Raw genomic sequence first — 16,815 nt, forward strand, 5'->3', positions numbered from 1 at the left:
CGCCTGTTACTCACATGAATGCACTACAGGGGATGTAAAGATGCATAGGCTTTGCAGCTTGGAATCATAGGGTAGAGAAAGCAAAGGGGAGCGTGGAATGCCTGAATTACCAGAAGTTGAAACCAGCCGTCGCGGTATTGAACCTTATCTTGTCGGTCATAGCATTCAATATGCCGTGGTGCGCAATGCACGTCTGCGCTGGCCCGTGTCCGAGCAAATTCTGACGCTGAGCGACCAGCCAGTACTGAGCGTGCAGCGTCGCGCCAAGTATCTTCTGATTGAACTGGCGAGCGGCTGGATTATCGTTCATCTGGGAATGTCTGGCAGTCTGCGCATGTTGGCCGAAGAGACAGAGGCCGGTAAACACGACCACGTTGATCTGGTTATCAGCAATGGTATGACGCTGCGTTATACCGATCCGCGCCGCTTTGGCGCCTGGTTATGGTGTGACGATCTGGCGACAAGCAACGTGCTGGCCCATCTTGGACCGGAACCTTTGAGTGAAGCTTTTAATGGCGTCTACCTGTTCGAGAAATCTCGCAACAAGCGTACGCTAATCAAACCCTGGCTAATGGATAATAAGCTGGTGGTGGGGGTTGGCAATATCTACGCCAGTGAATCGCTGTTTACCGCCAGGATCCTCCCAGACCGCCCCGCAGGCTCGTTGAGCAAAGTGGAGGCTGACGTGCTGGTGGAAACCATTAAGGCTGTTTTACTGCGTTCTATCGAGCAGGGGGGCACGACACTACGTGATTTTCTGCAATCAGACGGCAAGCCAGGTTATTTCGCGCAGGAATTGCAGGTATATGGTCGGGCTGGTGAACCTTGCCGTGTATGCGGTACCCCAATTAAGTCAGCCAAGCACGGGCAACGCAGTACTTTCTTCTGCCCACGCTGCCAGCGTTGATTATTGTTTGGCGAGTTTTTCGAATAATGCCTGAGTGACCACGTCTGGTAGGAAAGGGGCGATATCACCGCCGTGACGCGCCACTTCTTTTACCAGAGAAGAAGAGATAAACGACCACTCTTCGGAAGGCATCAGGAATACACTTTCCAGTGTTGGCATCAAATGGCGGTTCATATTTGCCAACTGCAACTCATATTCAAAGTCAGAGACTGCACGCAGGCCGCGAACCAGAATATTGGCATTCTGATGAGCGGCGAAATGCGCCATCAATTCACTGAACCCCAATACTTCCACATTATCCAGATGTGATGTCACTTGAGTGGCTAAGTCTACGCGCTCTTCCAGCGTGAACAGCGGCTTTTTACTCGGACTGGCAGCAATTGCCAGGATGACGTGATCAAATATTTTTGACGCACGCGTCACCAAATCCAGGTGGCCGTTGGTCATGGGATCGAAAGTACCGGGGTAGATGGCTTTACGGGTCATGATTCACTTCTCTGAATAGTTGTGGCCCAATGCCCAGAGTGCGGCATATTTGTTGAAAGTATATTGCGCGTTGACCACCGCTAACAGCAACCCCTGTTTTCCGTCCAGGAAACCAGCCCGCAGTAGCCATGTTTTGCAAAACGCACCCAGAGTGTGGGTTATTATCGAAAGATAGCTGCATCGCTTGCCGGCCTGATAGCGCTGATTGGCCCATTCTTCGGCATAACGCAGTTGTTTACGTTGAAAGGCAAAGAAATCACGGCAGGTCAGGTGCAGTAGATCACCGCTCAGCGGCACTACTTTCGCCCCGTTGATATTAAGTGATTCGTGTACCAGATCGTCGTTATAGCGATAGCGTTGGTTGGCATACAGACGATTGACACGATCGGGGTACCAGCCGCTGTGGCGCATAAAACGGCCGAGAAACAGGTTACGGCGCGCGCAACTGTAGACCTGATTATCGTCCGGTGCAGCGAGTGTTTGTTCAATGGAGTGGCGAAGTTCGGGTGTGACACGCTCATCAGCGTCGATCATCAGAATATAGTCGTTGCTGGCGTAACTCTGTGCCAGCTGGCGTTGTTTACCGAAACCTTGCCAGTCGGCATGAGTGAACACTTTGGCACCCAAATCTTCGGCAACGGCGACACTGTTATCTTCGCTACCTGAGTCGAGCAGGATGATTTCATCCGCCCAGGCTACGGAGCTAAGACAATCTGGCAGCAGCCCGGCTTCGTTCTTGGCGATAATTACCACCGACAGGCTTTTGCGGTTGCTCATTTAATGGCTCCGTGGCGGCAGGTGCGGTTCCAACAGTTGCAGCAGGCGCTGCAGCGCTCCCTGATTTTGATACAGCACTTCTACCGCGTGACGGCCGTAATAGCGACGATAGTCTTCGTCGGTAAGTAGCGTAGTCACTTCTTTGACCAGCGATTCTTCGTCGGTCACGGTGATTAATCCACCGGCTTGCGACAGTTTGGCGCAGATATCTTTGAAATTGAATGTGTGAGGACCCATCAGCACAGGGATGGCGTGTGCTGCGGCTTCCAGTGGGTTATGCCCACCGCGTTCCACCAGGCTGCCTCCAACAAAGGCCAGATCGGCAATGCCGTACAGCAGCATCAGTTCGCCCATGGTATCGCCAATCACCACTTGGGTGCCGCCGGAAGGGATCTCACCGCTGCTGCGCAGGGTGTAACTGAAACCGGCTTTTTGTACCAGTTCTTTGGCTGTCGAGAAGCGTTCTGGATGACGGGGTACCAGAATGAGCAGCAAGTCAGGATGTTTTTCCAGCAGTTTACGGTGCGCAGCCAGCAGAATACTTTCTTCACCATCATGGGTGCTTGTGGCGATCCACACTGGACGACGCGGTGCCCATTGACGGCGCAACGTGACGGCTCGTGCTGCCAGCTCTGGAGTAACGGAAATATCGAACTTCAGGCTACCTGTCACGGTAAGTTGTGAGCGCTTAAGGCCAAGTTCAACAAAGCGTTCACCGTCTTCTTGGTTTTGTGCGGCTATCAGTGTAATGCGGCGCAGCATATCTCGGACAAAACCGCCGATTTTTTTATAACCGGTGGCAGAACGGGCGGAAAGACGAGCATTGGCGATCACCAAAGGAATTTGACGCTGATGTAGTGCGTTAATCAGATTGGGCCACAACTCGGTTTCCATAATGATGACCAGTTTTGGATTCACTTGATCCAAGAAGCGGCGCATAGAACCGGGCAGATCGTAAGGCAGATAAACATGATGAACGTCTTTACCAAAGGCTGATTGCACGCGTTCTGAACCTGTCGGCGTCATCGTGGTCACAGTAATCGGTAAATAAGGGTAGCGGTGGCGGAGCGCGCGGACCAATGGAATAGCGGCCAGCGTTTCACCCACGGAGACGGAATGTAGCATGATGCCACCCGGAACGACCTTCCCGGCGCAGAAGCCATAGCGTTCTGCCCAGCGTTTACGGTAGGCTGGAGCTTTGCGGCTGCGCAACAGTAAGCGAAGCCAGATCAGGGGTTGGATGAGGTAGAGTAGTACCTGATATAAACGCAGCAACATTCTATCAATTTCATTTATATGGGTTATTCAGAATAGTACCATAACTGGAAGGGAAAGGCGCTAATTTGGTAACCTTTGGTGTCAGTTTCAGACAACAGGCGAGAGATTTCGCTGATAGGCTTGGAATGAAGAATATTTTAATTATTCGCCGTGACAATATTGGCGATCTTGTTTGTACTACCCCGCTAATCGAAGGGGTGAAAATTGCCTATCCGGACGTCAAACTTTATCTGTTAATCAATAAAGTCAGCCAGGATGTTGTTAAAAATAACCCGCATCTTGAAAAAGTATTCGTCTATAAAAAGGCAAAGCACAAGGCGAAAAATGAAACCACATTAGGGGTTTATTTTGAGCGACTGATGATTTTTCTTAAACTGCGCAAGATAAAATTCGATGCGGCGATCTTGGCCAACCCTGTCCCCTGCAAGTACAGCCTGCGATTGGCAAAAATGGCAGGTGTCAGTAATATTATTGGTGCAGACTTGGGTACACCTGATATTCATCATCCTTTCCGCAAAGAAAATTTTAGTGGTAAGCACCAGGTAGAACACACCTACAGCTACCTCTCGGCCATTACTGAGCGACATATTCCTATTCCCCCAGTACGGGTGTTTTTGACCCCGGAAGAGCGCCAACAGGCAGCACAGCGTTTGCAAGAATATCTGCCATCGGTCGAGCGAGTTTGCGCTGTTCATATCAGCAGTCGTAGCCCTAAGCGACGTTGGCCTATAGAGCGCTATGCCGAAATTATCAACCGCTTACTCACTGATAAGAACACGGGCGTCTTGATTTTCTGGTCCCCACAAGGGACATTGACGCCGGATGATATTGGCGATCAAAAACGCGCAGAGCAGCTGTTGGCACTATGTCAAAATGAGCGTGTGGCACTGTATCCAACCGCGTCAGTACGTGAATTACTGGCTGGCTTCGATTTATGCGACAGAGTGCTATGCAGCGACGGCGGACAAATGCATCTGGCTGCCGCGCTGAATAAAGACATGGTAGTGTTCTTTGGCGATACGGATAAAGAATCTTGGCACCCATGGTCTGGACGCTATCATATTCTACAAACTGAATCGGGCGACTGTATTGATGTACCCGTTGATGATGTCTGGGATAAAATACAGGCATTCAATTAATTAAAAATAAGGCAGGGTTTCCCCTGCCTTATTTATTTTTTTAGGCCAAGGTACTGTTGGCAAATAGGGATTAGCCCATAGCTCAATAGCTGGTCATGATTGATTTTTGGCGGTTTAGCGTAAATTTCCGCCATTTTTTCCGCCAATGATTTTTCATTGAGTTCCGCCAGTGCGTTATCCATTCCCGCTTTTTCCAGAATTTCCGTAGGCCCACCTGGACAGCGAGTGCTGACTACCGGTGTCCCACACAGCAGTGCTTCGACCAATACGTTGCCAAAGCCTTCACTGTCAGAGCTGAGCACTAGCAATGATGCCTGGCGAATAAACGGGTAGGGGTTAGCCTGGAAACCGAGGAAGAGCACGCGATCTGTGATGCCTAGTTGGCTCGCCAGCTGTTTCGTTTCCGCTATGATGGCTTCGCTACCGGTCCCAATCAGGGCCAGAGGTGCCTGTATTCCCGATAGCGCATAGGCTTTCAACAAGCGGTCGTGTCGCTTGTGTGGGTGAAAGCGTCCGACGTGCACCAGATAATCTTTGCCCGCCAGTTCACAAGGTTCTGCAGCCTGTTGTTCGATGGCGGCAATATCAAACGGATTATTGATCACTGCTAACTGGCTTGGGCGGATCGGCAGGTTTTGCTGTAAATCGTTCCCCACTGCCTGTGAGACGGCGACAATATTTCTGCCGTGATAAACCGCGGCGATTTTCCGCTGTTTCAACCAACGATCCAGTCCCTTGCGGTGGCCTAAATAGGACGTCGACAGGATGCCATGAATGCAGAACCACAGGCGGTTCGATGATAGAAGTTTGCTGCGGCTGACGATACGATCGGTTTTATGCAGGTTGGAGAACACCAAATCATAGGCCCCCTGTTGGTGCTCATTATCGGTGATCGCCCGATCCAGAGCGGCAGCGCGGCGTGACAGTTCAGTCAGTTTGCGCCACGGCGAGCGACTGTGATCGGCGGCGACCTGATAGTGAATACCGGAAGGGATCGGATAGTTACAGACATCACGCAATGAAATCAGGCTAACGTCATGGCCCATTTGCTGCATGCCCTGGCACAGTGTTAGCACCACTTTTTCCGCGCCGCCACCAGGCAGGCCGTCGATAATCATCAGAATACGCATAGTTAATCCAGCAGCCGGTTATAAAGGGATATCAGCTGTTCCGACAGGTGAGCCGGTGTGGCCGACATAATACGCAATCTTGCGGCTTCACCCATGGCGGAGCCTAAAGCCTGACGCGGTAACGCCGTGATCGCCTCGATCAGCGCGGGGACGTCAAGAGCATCGGTGACAAAGCCATTCTGTCCTTGGGTGATAAACTCAGCACCACCGCAGGTGGTACTGGTAATGACTGGTAAGCCGCAGGACATGGCTTCCAGAATCACGTTGGGGAACGGATCATACAGCGTGGGTAGCAACAACGCATCGGCAGCTTGATAGAACGGCAGTGTCTGTTTCTGTACGCCCATAAACCGTACGCGATCGCTGCAACCGAGTGACTGTGCCAGCGCTTGATAGCGTTTTTCTGCCTTGTCTTTACCGACTACCAGGAGATAGCTGTCGGTGGCTGCAACAGCACGGATGGCGGCGGCTAAGCCTTTTCGCTCAAAACCGGAGCCGACAAAAATCAGGCAATGTGCTTGTTGTGGGATCTGGTATTGCTGACGTAGTTGGCGGCGCAGTTCGGCATTGGCGGGCTGGAACTTTTGATTATCAATAGCGTTGTAGATCACCGTGATTTTATCGGCAGGTACGCCAAAATCATCGATGATTTCCTGTTTAATCATTTCGGCGTTGCAGATAACGGCTTTCAATTCTGGCGCGGCGTACATCGCGCGCTCTGCGCACATTACGTAACGGTGATAACGGTTTGAGAACAGCCATTTACGGCGCCATACTGGCAGCAAGCGGGCCCGTTGTAATAACCAGCGGCGGTGTACGCCATCGCCGGCGCGGTAAATATCACAGCCGGGAATGCGTTCATGACTCTGCACCAGATCGAATTTTTCTTTTTGCCATAGTGATCTGGCTGCTTCGGCAAAGCCGCGCTCACGGCTAATACGGCCGAATTTCAGTGGATTGCACAGGTGGATGTGCCAATTTGGATTGGCGTCTCCCTGCCATTCACGAGTGATAACGTTCAGGTCGAGGTCTTGTTGTTCTAGTGCCTCGAGGGCGCGCGAGACGAAACGCTCAGCTCCACCGTCCGGGCGGTACTTTTGGCGAACGATCGCCAAACGAAATGCTTTCATACCAACGTGCTCCGCGCGGCTGCAATCACCGCGTCTGTAGGAATAAGGTCCAGATAACGTTCATCGGTGCCGGTATTGATGGCGTCCGGATCGGGCAAGGTGCCATAGTCTCCGGCCCATATCACGCTGCCAATGACCTGCCACGGACGCCAGAACACCAGCTTGGAAGGGCCAAACAGCGCGATGCAGGGAGTCTGCAGCGCGGCGGCCATGTGCATAGGCACTGAATCTACGCCGATAAACAATTTGGCGTGATCGATCAGGGCGGCCAGTTGCCGCAATGTCAGTTGGCCGGCCAGTGAAATTACGCCCTGCGGCGGACAGAGCGCCAGAATACGCGCCACCATTTCTCGTTCTTTTGCGTCCGGCCCGGAGGTGATCACCAACTGATGGCCGTCAGCCTGTAATGCACTGATCGTGGCAGCCATTTTTTCTTCACTCCAGCATTTGAAAAACCAGCGTGATGTCGGTTGTACCACGATAAAATCGCCGGTAATGCCCTGTTGTTGTAACAGTTGCTCGCAGGTTTTCCAGTCCTCGGGCGGGTAACTCATGGTCACCTGCTGGCTGAGGGTTGGCAGGCCTAACGGTTGTAACAACGACAGGTTTTGTTCAACGGTATGCAGGCGAGCATGATCATTAACCGACACCAAATGTGTATGGCAATGGCGCCATAAAAAGCCCTGCCGTTTGGGAAAATCGAACCCCAACCGGATGCGTGCCCCGGTCAGTCGGGTGAGAAGGGCACTGCGCCACTGATCGGCCAGATTGACCACCAGATCGTAACGTTGATCCTTGAGCTGCCGGATCAGAGTAAACTCATGGCTCAGATGCGCTTTAGTACCCTGTTTTTTCCACTGCCGATCGATAACGAAAACATGCGACAGCGCGGGGTTGCTGGCCAACATATCCTGGGTTTCTTTATACAGCAGTACGTCGATCTGCGCCTGCGGGTAGTTTTGCCGCAGAGTATTGATGACCGGAGTTGTCAGCAACATGTCGCCGTGATGGCGAAGTTTAACGATCAAAATACGCTGTATCGAGGTATCAGGAGCTAGGGCTGGCGCGTCGTTCATCATGAGTCGCTTTCAGGGAAACCAATGTTTGATTCTAAATGACCCGATCGCATGTGGCTACTGTTGCACAGTTTTCTTGCTGTGAAGTGAAAAAATAACGCGAGAGGGAGACAAAAGGCCTTCAACGTTGTCCAAACCAGGCAGTAAAGTCGTTTGCCCTGGCGAAACGCCCTGCGTAACATGCATACCCTATGTATTTCAAGTTGCAGCCAGGCGGTCAGTGCACTTATTTTTGGTGCTGGCAGGCGTAAAAGGCTGGGGTGCATGCTGTTAGTCACGCTACAACTTGAAAGGCGACGGGTATAATGCATTTTGTTGATATCAGGTTCTCTATTTATGACTAAACCGGCGTTTCTCATCACCATTGATACCGAAGGCGATAATCTGTGGCAAAACCACGATCGCATTTCGACCGAAAACACGCGATTTTTGCCTCGCTTCCAGGCGTTGTGTGAGAAATATGGCTTTAAACCGGTGTACCTCACTAATTATGAAATGGCGGTAGATGCAGAATATGTCGAGTTTGCTCGCGATGTAATTGCACGTGGCTGTGGAGAAGTGGGTATGCATCTGCATGCCTGGAATAGTCCGCCGTTAACACCATTGACCGACGACGACTGGCGCCATAAACCCTATCTGATCGAGTATCCGGCCGATCAAGTCCGTGCGAAAGTCGATCATATGACCAAGCTGTTGGAAGATAGCTTCCAGACCAAGATGCTCAGCCATCGTGCCGGCCGTTGGGCGTTTAATGAATATTATGCTGCCTTGCTATTGGAATATGGCTATCAGGTAGATTGTTCGGTTACACCGCGTGTTAACTGGCAATATTCGCCGGGTAACCCGCAAGGCAATGGCGGCACTGACTACCGTCATTTTCCGTCACAGGCCTATTTTATCGATCCTGACAATATTGCCAGGGCGGGTTCTTCATCACTGCTGGAAGTACCGATGAGCATCCAGTATAAGCATTCGGCACTGATGAATACGCTAAAACAGGGCTACGATAGCCTGCGTGGCAAGCGGCGCTCGCCGTCTGTGAATTGGTTGCGGCCAAGTGGTGGCAATCTGGAGAAAATGAAGTCGGTGGCTGAGCGCTGTCTGGCTCAGGGGAATGACTACGTTGAATTTATGCTTCATTCTTCCGAGTTTATGCCAGGAGGGAGCCCGACCTTTAAAACGCAGCAGGCTATTGAAGTGTTGTACCGTGATTTGGAGCAGCTGTTTGCCTGGCTGCAGCAACGTACGGTGGGCATGACGCTAGCCGAGTATTATCAACTTAAAGTGAACTGACATGTCGAAAAAATGGAAAATTAAGGTCGCAGATTGGTTTTTGCGACGCTATACCGCAAAGTCCAACCGCTTCCAGGACAAGGCAACTTTCGACAGTCAGCTGCAGTTTGACAACATCGTCATCTATTCCACTACGGCGCTGGGGGACTTTATGTTCAACACGCCTGCGCTGCGTGCGATGCGGGAACGCTACCCTGATGCGCATATTACTTTGGTGGTGCATAAAAAGAATCAGGAGTTGGTGGAGAACGGTCGCTACTATGATCGTGTGGTGTATTGGGACAGTAAAATTAAAACCATGCGCCCGCTGTTGAAGTCATTACGTGAACATCAACCAGATTTAGCGCTTATTCTGCATTCACATCTGCCGTATGACATTATCAGTGCCGTCTTATCCGGGGCCAAATACATTATCAGGGATAATTACAGTTCCGGTATTTGCGGGCTTGAACCTTGGTTAACCAATTATATCTTCCATTACTACGGCCATTTTATTCGTCGTAAACTGGAGCTGATTTCTATCCTGGGTTGTCGCAGCGATGATCCTACTATGGAAATTCCAGCGCCTTACCAGCCGGGTGTAAAAAGCAGTGAGTACTGTACGATTGGGTTTCAGTTGGGAGCCTCTACAGAGTCACGATGCTGGCCAGTCTCACATTTTGTTCAGCTTGCCGACGAGCTGGTGGCTAAGCAAGCCAATGTGCGTATTGTTTTGATTGGTGGGCCTTTTGATGAGGGGAAAGCACAGCAATTCCTGAATCAAGTCAATCCTGAAACCCGAGCTTGCGTGGACAATCGGATAGGGAAAACGGGATTGCAGGCGTTGTTGACGTTGATTGACAGTTTCCACGTTCTGATCACCGGCGATACTGGACCACTGCATCTGGCGGTCGCGTTGAAGGTAAAAACCATCAGCCTGTTTGTTACTGCCGACTCACGTTCTACTGGGCCTATTCAGGATCTGGAACTTCATCGAATTATTCAGGTATCTCGCACTGGCTATACCATGCCACTTGAGGCGGAAAGCCCAATGGGGGTGATCCAGCCGCAACGTATTTACGCCGAAGTGGTGGATCATCTGTCGTTAGATAAAGCGCGCGTTTAGCGCTTTTTCAATCGCCAGCGGATTTTTGACAGCCAGCTATCTATTGGTGCGAATTGCATTTGGCGGATTTTTTTACGTGGTACATCACTATTGTGGCATACGTCAGCAAGGCGTCGAAAACTATGCAACGCCTCAGGCTGGTAATAGTAGTAGCCGTACAATATTTTCGACATGCTTTTCACCTCAGAGAAACAGTTGGCAAGCATTAGCGCCGCCAACTGCCGCAACGGTTCATCCCCCGGATGCTGATCAATAAAAAGCAGCATCTTGTCGATAGCAAACAGCATATCTTCAATGTCTTTGGCTTTGACATTACGGGTGATCCCGTGGCTGTTGTCCCGATAAAAATAAAGCACGTGATCGAGATGAGCAATTTTCTGGGTTTTGAAATACTGGAAAGGAGTGAATATCACGTCTTCATAACGCCTACCGTTTTCAAATGACTCTCCCTCAAGCAGGCTCCGCCTGTAGACTCGACTCCAGAGGTGCCACATCGAGTTGGCAAACAAAGGGGTGAGACAGGCCAGGCCGTGATGAGCAAAATCATAAAGGCTACGGTGTGTGGTCGTAGCGGCGGGTTGCATTGGTGGAACGTCGGTAAACTTCTGGTAATTAAAATCGATCAGGTCATCTTCATCGGCAATCAGCAGTGGGCGCAGGATGCTCAGATAGTCATCACTCAGTAAGTCATCACCATCAAGAAAGGTAATATAGCGTCCTTGAGCGTGATGCAGCCCGACGTTGCGGGCATTGGCGATGCCACCATTTTTTTGCGAGATAAAAGTCACATGCGGATGCTGCTGTTTGCCCAGCAGTTGGCGGACTCGTTCTGCGGAAGCATCCGTTGAGCCGTCATCAATGATGACCACTTCAATATCATCACCAATCTGGTTGAACAGCGAGCTCAGGCTGGCGACCACGAAATCTTCGTTATTGTAAAATGGCACAATAAAGCTGAGCAGGTACGGTGACGAATGCATGGTTTTAATCCTGCGCTGGTGGTGTTTTCTTCACTGAAAGCACACTGGCTATAATCGCCAAACAGAATATGGCAGTGCCTTCGGTGCTGAAGAAGATAACGTCGCTGAGTCCGTAAACAAATAGACTGAATGTCACTCCCAGCAGTAATGCATTACGGTAGGGTTTAAGTGAAGAGACAAACAAGCCAATGTACAGCGCCAGTAAAAACAGCGCACCCCAAACTCCTTTGAGTGAGTAGGTCTCTAGCAGTTCGTTATGCATATGCACATTGATATAAGGCATGACTCCGTATAATTCTGGCTGTTTGGCTACCATGGCTTTGATTTCATCTCCACGCTGCTCGGCAGATTGTCCTAATGGAGCCATAGTACCGGTACGTACACCAATTATTTGCATCGAAAGGCGAGACATAATGGAGTTGTCGATTTCCGGAGTATTCACCAGTTGCATATTGGTTTTAAAATCGGCAATACGTTGTTCTATTTGTGATTTGAAAACAAAGCCGCTAATGAGCAGTAATAGTGGTACTGAGGCAATAAGCTGCAGTTTATGCTTATGGGAAATCAGATTCTTCGTCGCCAATATCGACAGAGCAACCGCAACCGGATAAACCAGCATTGCCGCTCGCGTTCCAGTGAGCACCAGTGTGGAGAAGGTGAACAAGAAGCCGATAATATACAATGGGATGCGGTATTTAGTCCGTAGCATTAGTATCGCCTGCATCATCACCAAATTGATGGCGGTAATCAGATAAGCGGCAACAGTCGCGCGGTCAAAATTGATTTCGATACGTGGAATGTCTAGCCACAGTCCCTGATAAAGCGAGTAGCCATTGACGGCAATACCGGTTGCCAGCGCAACAACAATAAATGCGCGTTGCATACAAAGGCGTTCATTTAAGGCAATCAACAGAATAAATGCGGTAGCAATCTGCAATTTACCGGTCGACATATAGGAACGGTAAATGTTGATGTAGTCACCTGGCTGTTTGAAATACTTCATCCAGAAAATAGTCGCCATCCCGACGCAGAAAAACAGTATTGGCAGGATCAAATTACGTTTGTTTTTAAAGAAATACCTCAAGTTCAGGCAAACGGCAATGAAGGAGATATAGCTGGATATATAGAAAATATTGCGTCCAGTGTCGGAGCCGAAAGGGATAGTGCAAAAAGCGATAGCGCATCCCAGATAAATGAGGTAACTGAAGGCGGGATGCGGTGTTGTTTCTTTTAGTAGCATGGGGCTTGGTTTCCGGCTCACATTACGGTTGGACAATAAATGATTTCAGTGCGTCATCAAACTCAGTTTTGAATAAAGCATAGCTGAAATGTTCGATGGGATAGCGCTGTGCATGTCGGCTCATATTTTGATAGGTTGCAGGATCCATCAGCCTTTCAACGGCATCCGCGCATTCCAGGTGCGACAACAGTTTCGGCGTAACCAGCGCATCGCTAACCGGGTCGTAAACCTGGTGAGGGAAGTCTACCTTAATGCCTGTCAGACGTTGATGTTCTTCAATTGTCACTGAAGGCGTCAGCCCGATGCCGCATTGTCCGTCTTTGATAACCTCTGGCTGACCATCAACCTGCGGGAAAATTACCGGTACGCCAAAATACAGGGATTCCATGCAGGATAAACCGAAGGGTTCGGTGATAGGCGTGCTCATGTAAATGTGCGTGCGGTTGAAAAAGTCAGCGACGTTATCCTGAAAACCACTAAAGGTGACGCGATCACCCAATTCAAGTTTTTCAGCCAACATTTCAAACTCAGACCGATCCGGGCCCTTACCCGCTATTTCCAAAGTAACATCATGTCCACGACGCAACAGCTCCTGCATCATCAGCAATGAAACACTAATGCCTTTCAGGCTCACCAGTCGTGATGCCGTGCCGATCTTGACTGGGCTGCTGAGCGGTTTGAGAGTGTCGTTGATACCGGAGGGGGTTTTCAGCCGGTTTATGACGACATGATTTGGACAGGGTAAGTTAAACCGCAGGGCCATAACGCGTTTAGAGGCGTAGGACGCAGAGATGCAGCCGTCCAGCATCGCCAGAAAACGTAATGTTTTATGGTTTTTCGGATAGCGCCATGAACAGCCGTGATCGTAATACACCAGTTTGCCGCGTTTAGGTTTAGCAGGCAGGCCCGGTATCAGGTCCCAAACGATCACCACGTCGGCGTTGGCCCGCTCGATTTTTCTTTTCAGCAGGTACTTGCGCAAAAATTGTGGGCAGCGTAGCGGTAGCGCGTTGAACAGTCGATTTGCAAAGGTCACTTTCTGGCCAGGCATTTGACGGCGGATCTCTTCACCGATCTCACTGCTGATACAAATCACCTCGTTACTGCCGTCGGTTGTGTCATTGATATACTGCAGGAACAGGCGTTCAACACCGCCCATTTTCCCTAAATTGATAATATGCAGCTTTTTCATCCAATAACCTTTTGCAACTCGTCCCAGACTGAATCGGCGCTGAGGGTCGCCATGCTTTTTTCTGGAGAAATCAGGGAATATTGATTCTGCCCATAGCCGCCGATCAAGCCTGGATCTGTGGGCCCAAACAGCGTGATGTTCGGCCTGTCGAGTGCGGCGGTCAGGTGACTGAGGCCGGTATCGACCGAGACCACGCCTTTTGCGCCAGCCAGCACTTCGGCAACCTGCTGCAGGCTAAGCTTTGGCAAAACTTCAACGTGCGGGAAGCCTTCCGCCATACGCAGCGCGCGCTGACGTTCGTGCTCTGCGCCCCATGGCAGTTTAATTTTTAATCCGCTCGGAGCGGTTAACGCAATCAAATCACGCCAATGAGATTCCGGCCAGTGTTTATCGTCGCGGGTAGTGGCGTGTAAAAACACCAGATACTGTCCTGCGTCAGCGGGGAGATGGGTGAGAAAGCGGGCAGCAATGGCGTAGTCACCCTTGTTGTCCGGTTTTTCGTAGCCCAGGCTTTTGGCGAACAACTCACGCGTACGCTCTACAGCATGTTGTTGTTTGTCGATGTCATGACGATGGTTGTAGAACCAACTGGCGAATGGCTCACGGGCACTTTTACTATCTTGGCCATGCTTGCTGCCTTTGGCGATGCGAGTGATCAGCGCCGCGCTTTTGATTAACCCCTGGGCGTCTATCACTACATCGTAGTCGCGCTCTTGCACCACACGTTTGAAGTCACAACGCTGCTGGCGGGTTTCACTGCCAAACCAATTTTTGCGCCAACGGCGGATTGCCACCGGGATCACGCGGTCCACTGCTGGGTGCCAGGTGGGAATTTGGCTGAAACCTTCTTCCACCACCCAGTCAAAACGGATGCCGGGAATGGCCTGCATGGCATCCGTCAGCGCCGGTAGCGTATGGAGAACATCCCCCATGGAGGAGGTTTTTACAATCAACACCTGCATGCTTATTCCTCGCTGGCGGCAAGTAACGGCGTCAGCGCGTCCAACACCTGCTGTGGCTGTATATCGATCAGGCTTTGATGGTAACCCTGATCGGCATCGCCTTTGCGTATCTTATGGTAACCACTGATTAAGCGGATCACTTTGGCCTTGTCGGACAGTGGTGGAGTAAAGTCTGGGCTACTTGGGCCATACAAGGCTATCAGCGGTTTGTTCAATGCGGCTGCAACGTGCATCAGGCCGGAATCATTGCTGACTACAGCCGAACAGGAAGCCAGCAGAATCACCGCTTGTTCGAGCTGGGTTTCCCCGGCCAAATTCATGCAAAAACCGCGGGCATCGTCATCCAGTGCCGCGCGAATTTGCTCGCCTGCCTCATTATCTTTGGCAGAGCCAAACAGGGCGATTTGATAGCCTTGATCGATCAGCTTCTGCGCCAGTGCGGCGTAATGGTAGTGTGGCCAGCGTTTGGCTGGGCCAAATTCGGCGCCTGGGCAAAAACCGATAATCGGTCGGTGATCGGTCAGATTGAAGGCGGCAGTGGTTTCAGCAATTTCTTCGTCGCTCACCTGCAGTTGCGGCCACAGCAATGGTGTAGGCAGATCTTCTGCGCGTTGAATACGTTGTTTGTCGTAAGCCAGCGCGACGTAACGTTGCACCATCAGCGGGAAAGCCGCTTTGTCCAGCAGGCGAATATCATTCAGCAAGCCATAGCGCATTTCTCCGCGCCAGCCGGTGCGCTGCGGCACATTGGCAAAGAATGGCACGAGTGCGGATTTGAATGAATTTGGTAAGACATAAGCGCGATCGTAACCGTTGGCGCGCAGGGCATGCCCCAAGCGCCGACGTTCACCAAGAGCCAGAGCACCGTGGCCCAATGGCATCGACAATGCTTGATTGACCTCTGGCATGCGTGCCAGCAATGGACGGCACCAGGCTGGTGCCATCACATCGATTTCTGCCGTCGGGTACTCGGCCTTCAGGGTGCGGTAGAGACTTTGCGACATCATCATATCGCCAACCCACGAAGGGCCGATAACCAGTATTTTCATACCCGGGGTATTTCCCTTCAGCTTAAGCGGTGCGGTTTAACCAAGCCATGTACTCTTTCACGCCTTCGGCGACCGTTTTGAACGGTGCGTCATAGCCGGCAGCGCGCAGCTTGGTCAGATCGGCTTGGGTAAACGCCTGATAACGACCTTTCAGCTTTTCTGGGAACGGGATATTTTCTACCGTACCTTTTTGGTGGAAGTCGACGACTGCGTCTGCCACTGCCTGGAAGGTTTCCGCTCGGCCAGTACCGCAGTTGAAGATGCCGGAGACACCGCTTTTCCAGAACCACAGGTTCACTGCTGCCACGTCGCCGACGTAGATAAAGTCACGTTTGAAGTCTTGGCTGCCGTCGAACAGTTTTGGATTCTCACCGCGGTTGATCTGGCTGTTCAGGTGGAATGCGACGCTGGCCATACCACCTTTGTGACCTTCACGTGGGCCGTAAACGTTAAAGTAACGGAAGCCGCAAATTTGTGAGTCGGCTTGCGGCAGGATTTCACGCACATACTGGTCGAACAGGAATTTGGAGTAGCCATAAACATTCAGTGGCTCTTCGAATTGACGCTCTTCGATAAACTCTTCACGGCCGCCGTAAGTGGCTGCAGATGAGGCGTACAAGAACGGAATTTCGCGATCCAGGCAATAGTGCAACAGATCTTTGGAGTACTGATAGTTGTTGTCCATCATGTACTTGCCGTCCCACTCAGTGGTGGACGAACAGGCACCTTCGTGGAATATCGCGTCGATTTCGCCCAGATCGTCACCGGCCATAATATTGGCGATGAAATCTTCTTTGTCGATATAGTCGGCGATATCGAGATCAACCAGGTTGGCGAATTTGGTGCCGTCTTTCAGGTTATCGACTACCAGGATATCGCGATACCCTGTGTCATTCAGCGCTTTAATGATGTTGCTGCCGATCATGCCGGCGCCACCAGTAACGATAATCATTGGGTTACCCCTGTTATTCTGCCCGGTGGGACACGGTGCCCCACGCTCAATGCCGCTTATAATAGCATTTCATGTCGCCGCAAACATCGGACGGGCTCCGAATATCCCGCGATGTCGAG

16 protein-coding genes are annotated in these 16,815 nt (G+C 51.0%); 4 read left to right on the plus strand and 12 right to left on the minus strand.

Annotated elements, in window-relative coordinates; translation table 11 throughout:
- Positions 1–97 precede the first annotated feature (97 nt).
- A complete protein-coding gene (gene mutM / locus SGR01S_RS21900) occupies positions 98–907 on the plus strand; it encodes a bifunctional DNA-formamidopyrimidine glycosylase/DNA-(apurinic or apyrimidinic site) lyase (RefSeq protein WP_061808587.1) in 810 nt (269 codons plus the stop codon).
- Here mutM and coaD read toward each other — a convergent pair whose 3' ends face one another.
- Genes coaD through waaA form a run of 3 tightly spaced genes read right to left on the minus strand, consistent with a single transcriptional unit; the run spans position 908 to position 3,448 of the window.
- Positions 908–1,393 (minus strand): pantetheine-phosphate adenylyltransferase, encoded by a 486-nt coding sequence (gene coaD / locus SGR01S_RS21905; protein WP_037421730.1) that lies wholly within the window; start codon positions 1,391–1,393, stop codon positions 908–910.
- A gap of 3 nt (positions 1,394–1,396) precedes the next feature.
- Positions 1,397–2,170, minus strand: coding sequence for a glycosyltransferase family 2 protein (locus SGR01S_RS21910; RefSeq protein ID WP_061808588.1), 774 nt, complete (start codon positions 2,168–2,170; stop codon positions 1,397–1,399).
- The gene (gene waaA / locus SGR01S_RS21915; RefSeq protein ID WP_037421725.1) at positions 2,171–3,448 is read right to left on the minus strand and encodes a lipid IV(A) 3-deoxy-D-manno-octulosonic acid transferase; all 1,278 of its coding nucleotides are present in this window, start codon (positions 3,446–3,448) and stop codon (positions 2,171–2,173) included.
- Between the two features lie 125 nt (positions 3,449–3,573).
- On the opposite strand from waaA, the gene SGR01S_RS21920 reads away from it, so the two are divergent.
- The gene (locus tag SGR01S_RS21920) at positions 3,574–4,587 is read left to right on the plus strand and encodes a glycosyltransferase family 9 protein (protein WP_061808589.1); all 1,014 of its coding nucleotides are present in this window, start codon (positions 3,574–3,576) and stop codon (positions 4,585–4,587) included.
- Between the two features lie 32 nt (positions 4,588–4,619).
- Here SGR01S_RS21920 and SGR01S_RS21925 read toward each other — a convergent pair whose 3' ends face one another.
- From SGR01S_RS21925 to rfaQ, 3 genes are read right to left on the minus strand one after another with little or no spacing between them, the layout of a single operon-like run.
- Positions 4,620–5,717: a glycosyltransferase gene (locus SGR01S_RS21925; protein ID WP_061808590.1), complete on the minus strand. Its 1,098-nt coding sequence runs from the start codon at positions 5,715–5,717 to the stop codon at positions 4,620–4,622.
- 2 nt (positions 5,718–5,719) lie between these two features.
- Positions 5,720–6,847, minus strand: coding sequence for a glycosyltransferase family 4 protein (locus SGR01S_RS21930; protein WP_061808591.1), 1,128 nt, complete (start codon positions 6,845–6,847; stop codon positions 5,720–5,722).
- Positions 6,844–7,926, minus strand: a complete 1,083-nt coding sequence (gene rfaQ / locus SGR01S_RS21935; RefSeq protein ID WP_061808592.1) for a putative lipopolysaccharide heptosyltransferase III — start codon at positions 7,924–7,926, stop codon at positions 6,844–6,846. Before rfaQ ends, SGR01S_RS21930 begins: the two co-directional genes overlap by 4 nt.
- Positions 7,927–8,259: 333 nt before the next feature.
- On the opposite strand from rfaQ, the gene SGR01S_RS21940 reads away from it, so the two are divergent.
- Both SGR01S_RS21940 and SGR01S_RS21945 read left to right on the plus strand, forming a co-directional pair.
- Positions 8,260–9,216 carry a polysaccharide deacetylase family protein gene (locus tag SGR01S_RS21940; RefSeq protein ID WP_061808593.1) on the plus strand — a complete coding sequence of 319 codons (957 nt, stop codon included), beginning with the start codon at positions 8,260–8,262 and terminating at the stop codon, positions 9,214–9,216.
- A gap of 1 nt (position 9,217) precedes the next feature.
- On the plus strand, positions 9,218–10,321 hold the full coding sequence (locus SGR01S_RS21945) for a glycosyltransferase family 9 protein (RefSeq protein WP_061808594.1): 1,104 nt from the start codon (positions 9,218–9,220) through the stop codon (positions 10,319–10,321).
- Here SGR01S_RS21945 and SGR01S_RS21950 read toward each other — a convergent pair.
- The 6 genes from SGR01S_RS21950 to rfaD are packed head-to-tail and all read right to left on the minus strand — an operon-like array spanning position 10,318 to position 16,696.
- A complete protein-coding gene (locus SGR01S_RS21950) occupies positions 10,318–11,301 on the minus strand; it encodes a glycosyltransferase (RefSeq protein ID WP_061808595.1) in 984 nt (327 codons plus the stop codon). The genes SGR01S_RS21945 and SGR01S_RS21950 overlap by 4 nt on opposite strands.
- Before the next feature lie 4 nt (positions 11,302–11,305).
- Positions 11,306–12,541 (minus strand): O-antigen ligase family protein, encoded by a 1,236-nt coding sequence (locus SGR01S_RS21955; RefSeq protein ID WP_061808596.1) that lies wholly within the window; start codon positions 12,539–12,541, stop codon positions 11,306–11,308.
- Between the two features lie 22 nt (positions 12,542–12,563).
- Positions 12,564–13,733 carry a glycosyltransferase family 4 protein gene (locus SGR01S_RS21960; protein WP_061808597.1) on the minus strand — a complete coding sequence of 390 codons (1,170 nt, stop codon included), beginning with the start codon at positions 13,731–13,733 and terminating at the stop codon, positions 12,564–12,566.
- Positions 13,730–14,695, minus strand: coding sequence for a lipopolysaccharide heptosyltransferase RfaC (gene rfaC, locus SGR01S_RS21965; protein WP_061808598.1), 966 nt, complete (start codon positions 14,693–14,695; stop codon positions 13,730–13,732). Before rfaC ends, SGR01S_RS21960 begins: the two co-directional genes overlap by 4 nt.
- A 2-nt stretch (positions 14,696–14,697) precedes the next feature.
- The gene (gene rfaF, locus SGR01S_RS21970) at positions 14,698–15,744 is read right to left on the minus strand and encodes an ADP-heptose--LPS heptosyltransferase RfaF (protein WP_061808599.1); all 1,047 of its coding nucleotides are present in this window, start codon (positions 15,742–15,744) and stop codon (positions 14,698–14,700) included.
- A 22-nt stretch (positions 15,745–15,766) separates the two neighbouring features.
- Positions 15,767–16,696, minus strand: coding sequence for an ADP-glyceromanno-heptose 6-epimerase (gene rfaD / locus SGR01S_RS21975; protein WP_061808600.1), 930 nt, complete (start codon positions 16,694–16,696; stop codon positions 15,767–15,769).
- Between the last annotated feature and the right edge of the window lie 119 nt (positions 16,697–16,815).

It is taken from the genome of Serratia grimesii NBRC 13537, assembly GCF_001590905.1.
GTDB classification, from domain to species: domain Bacteria; phylum Pseudomonadota; class Gammaproteobacteria; order Enterobacterales; family Enterobacteriaceae; genus Serratia; species Serratia grimesii.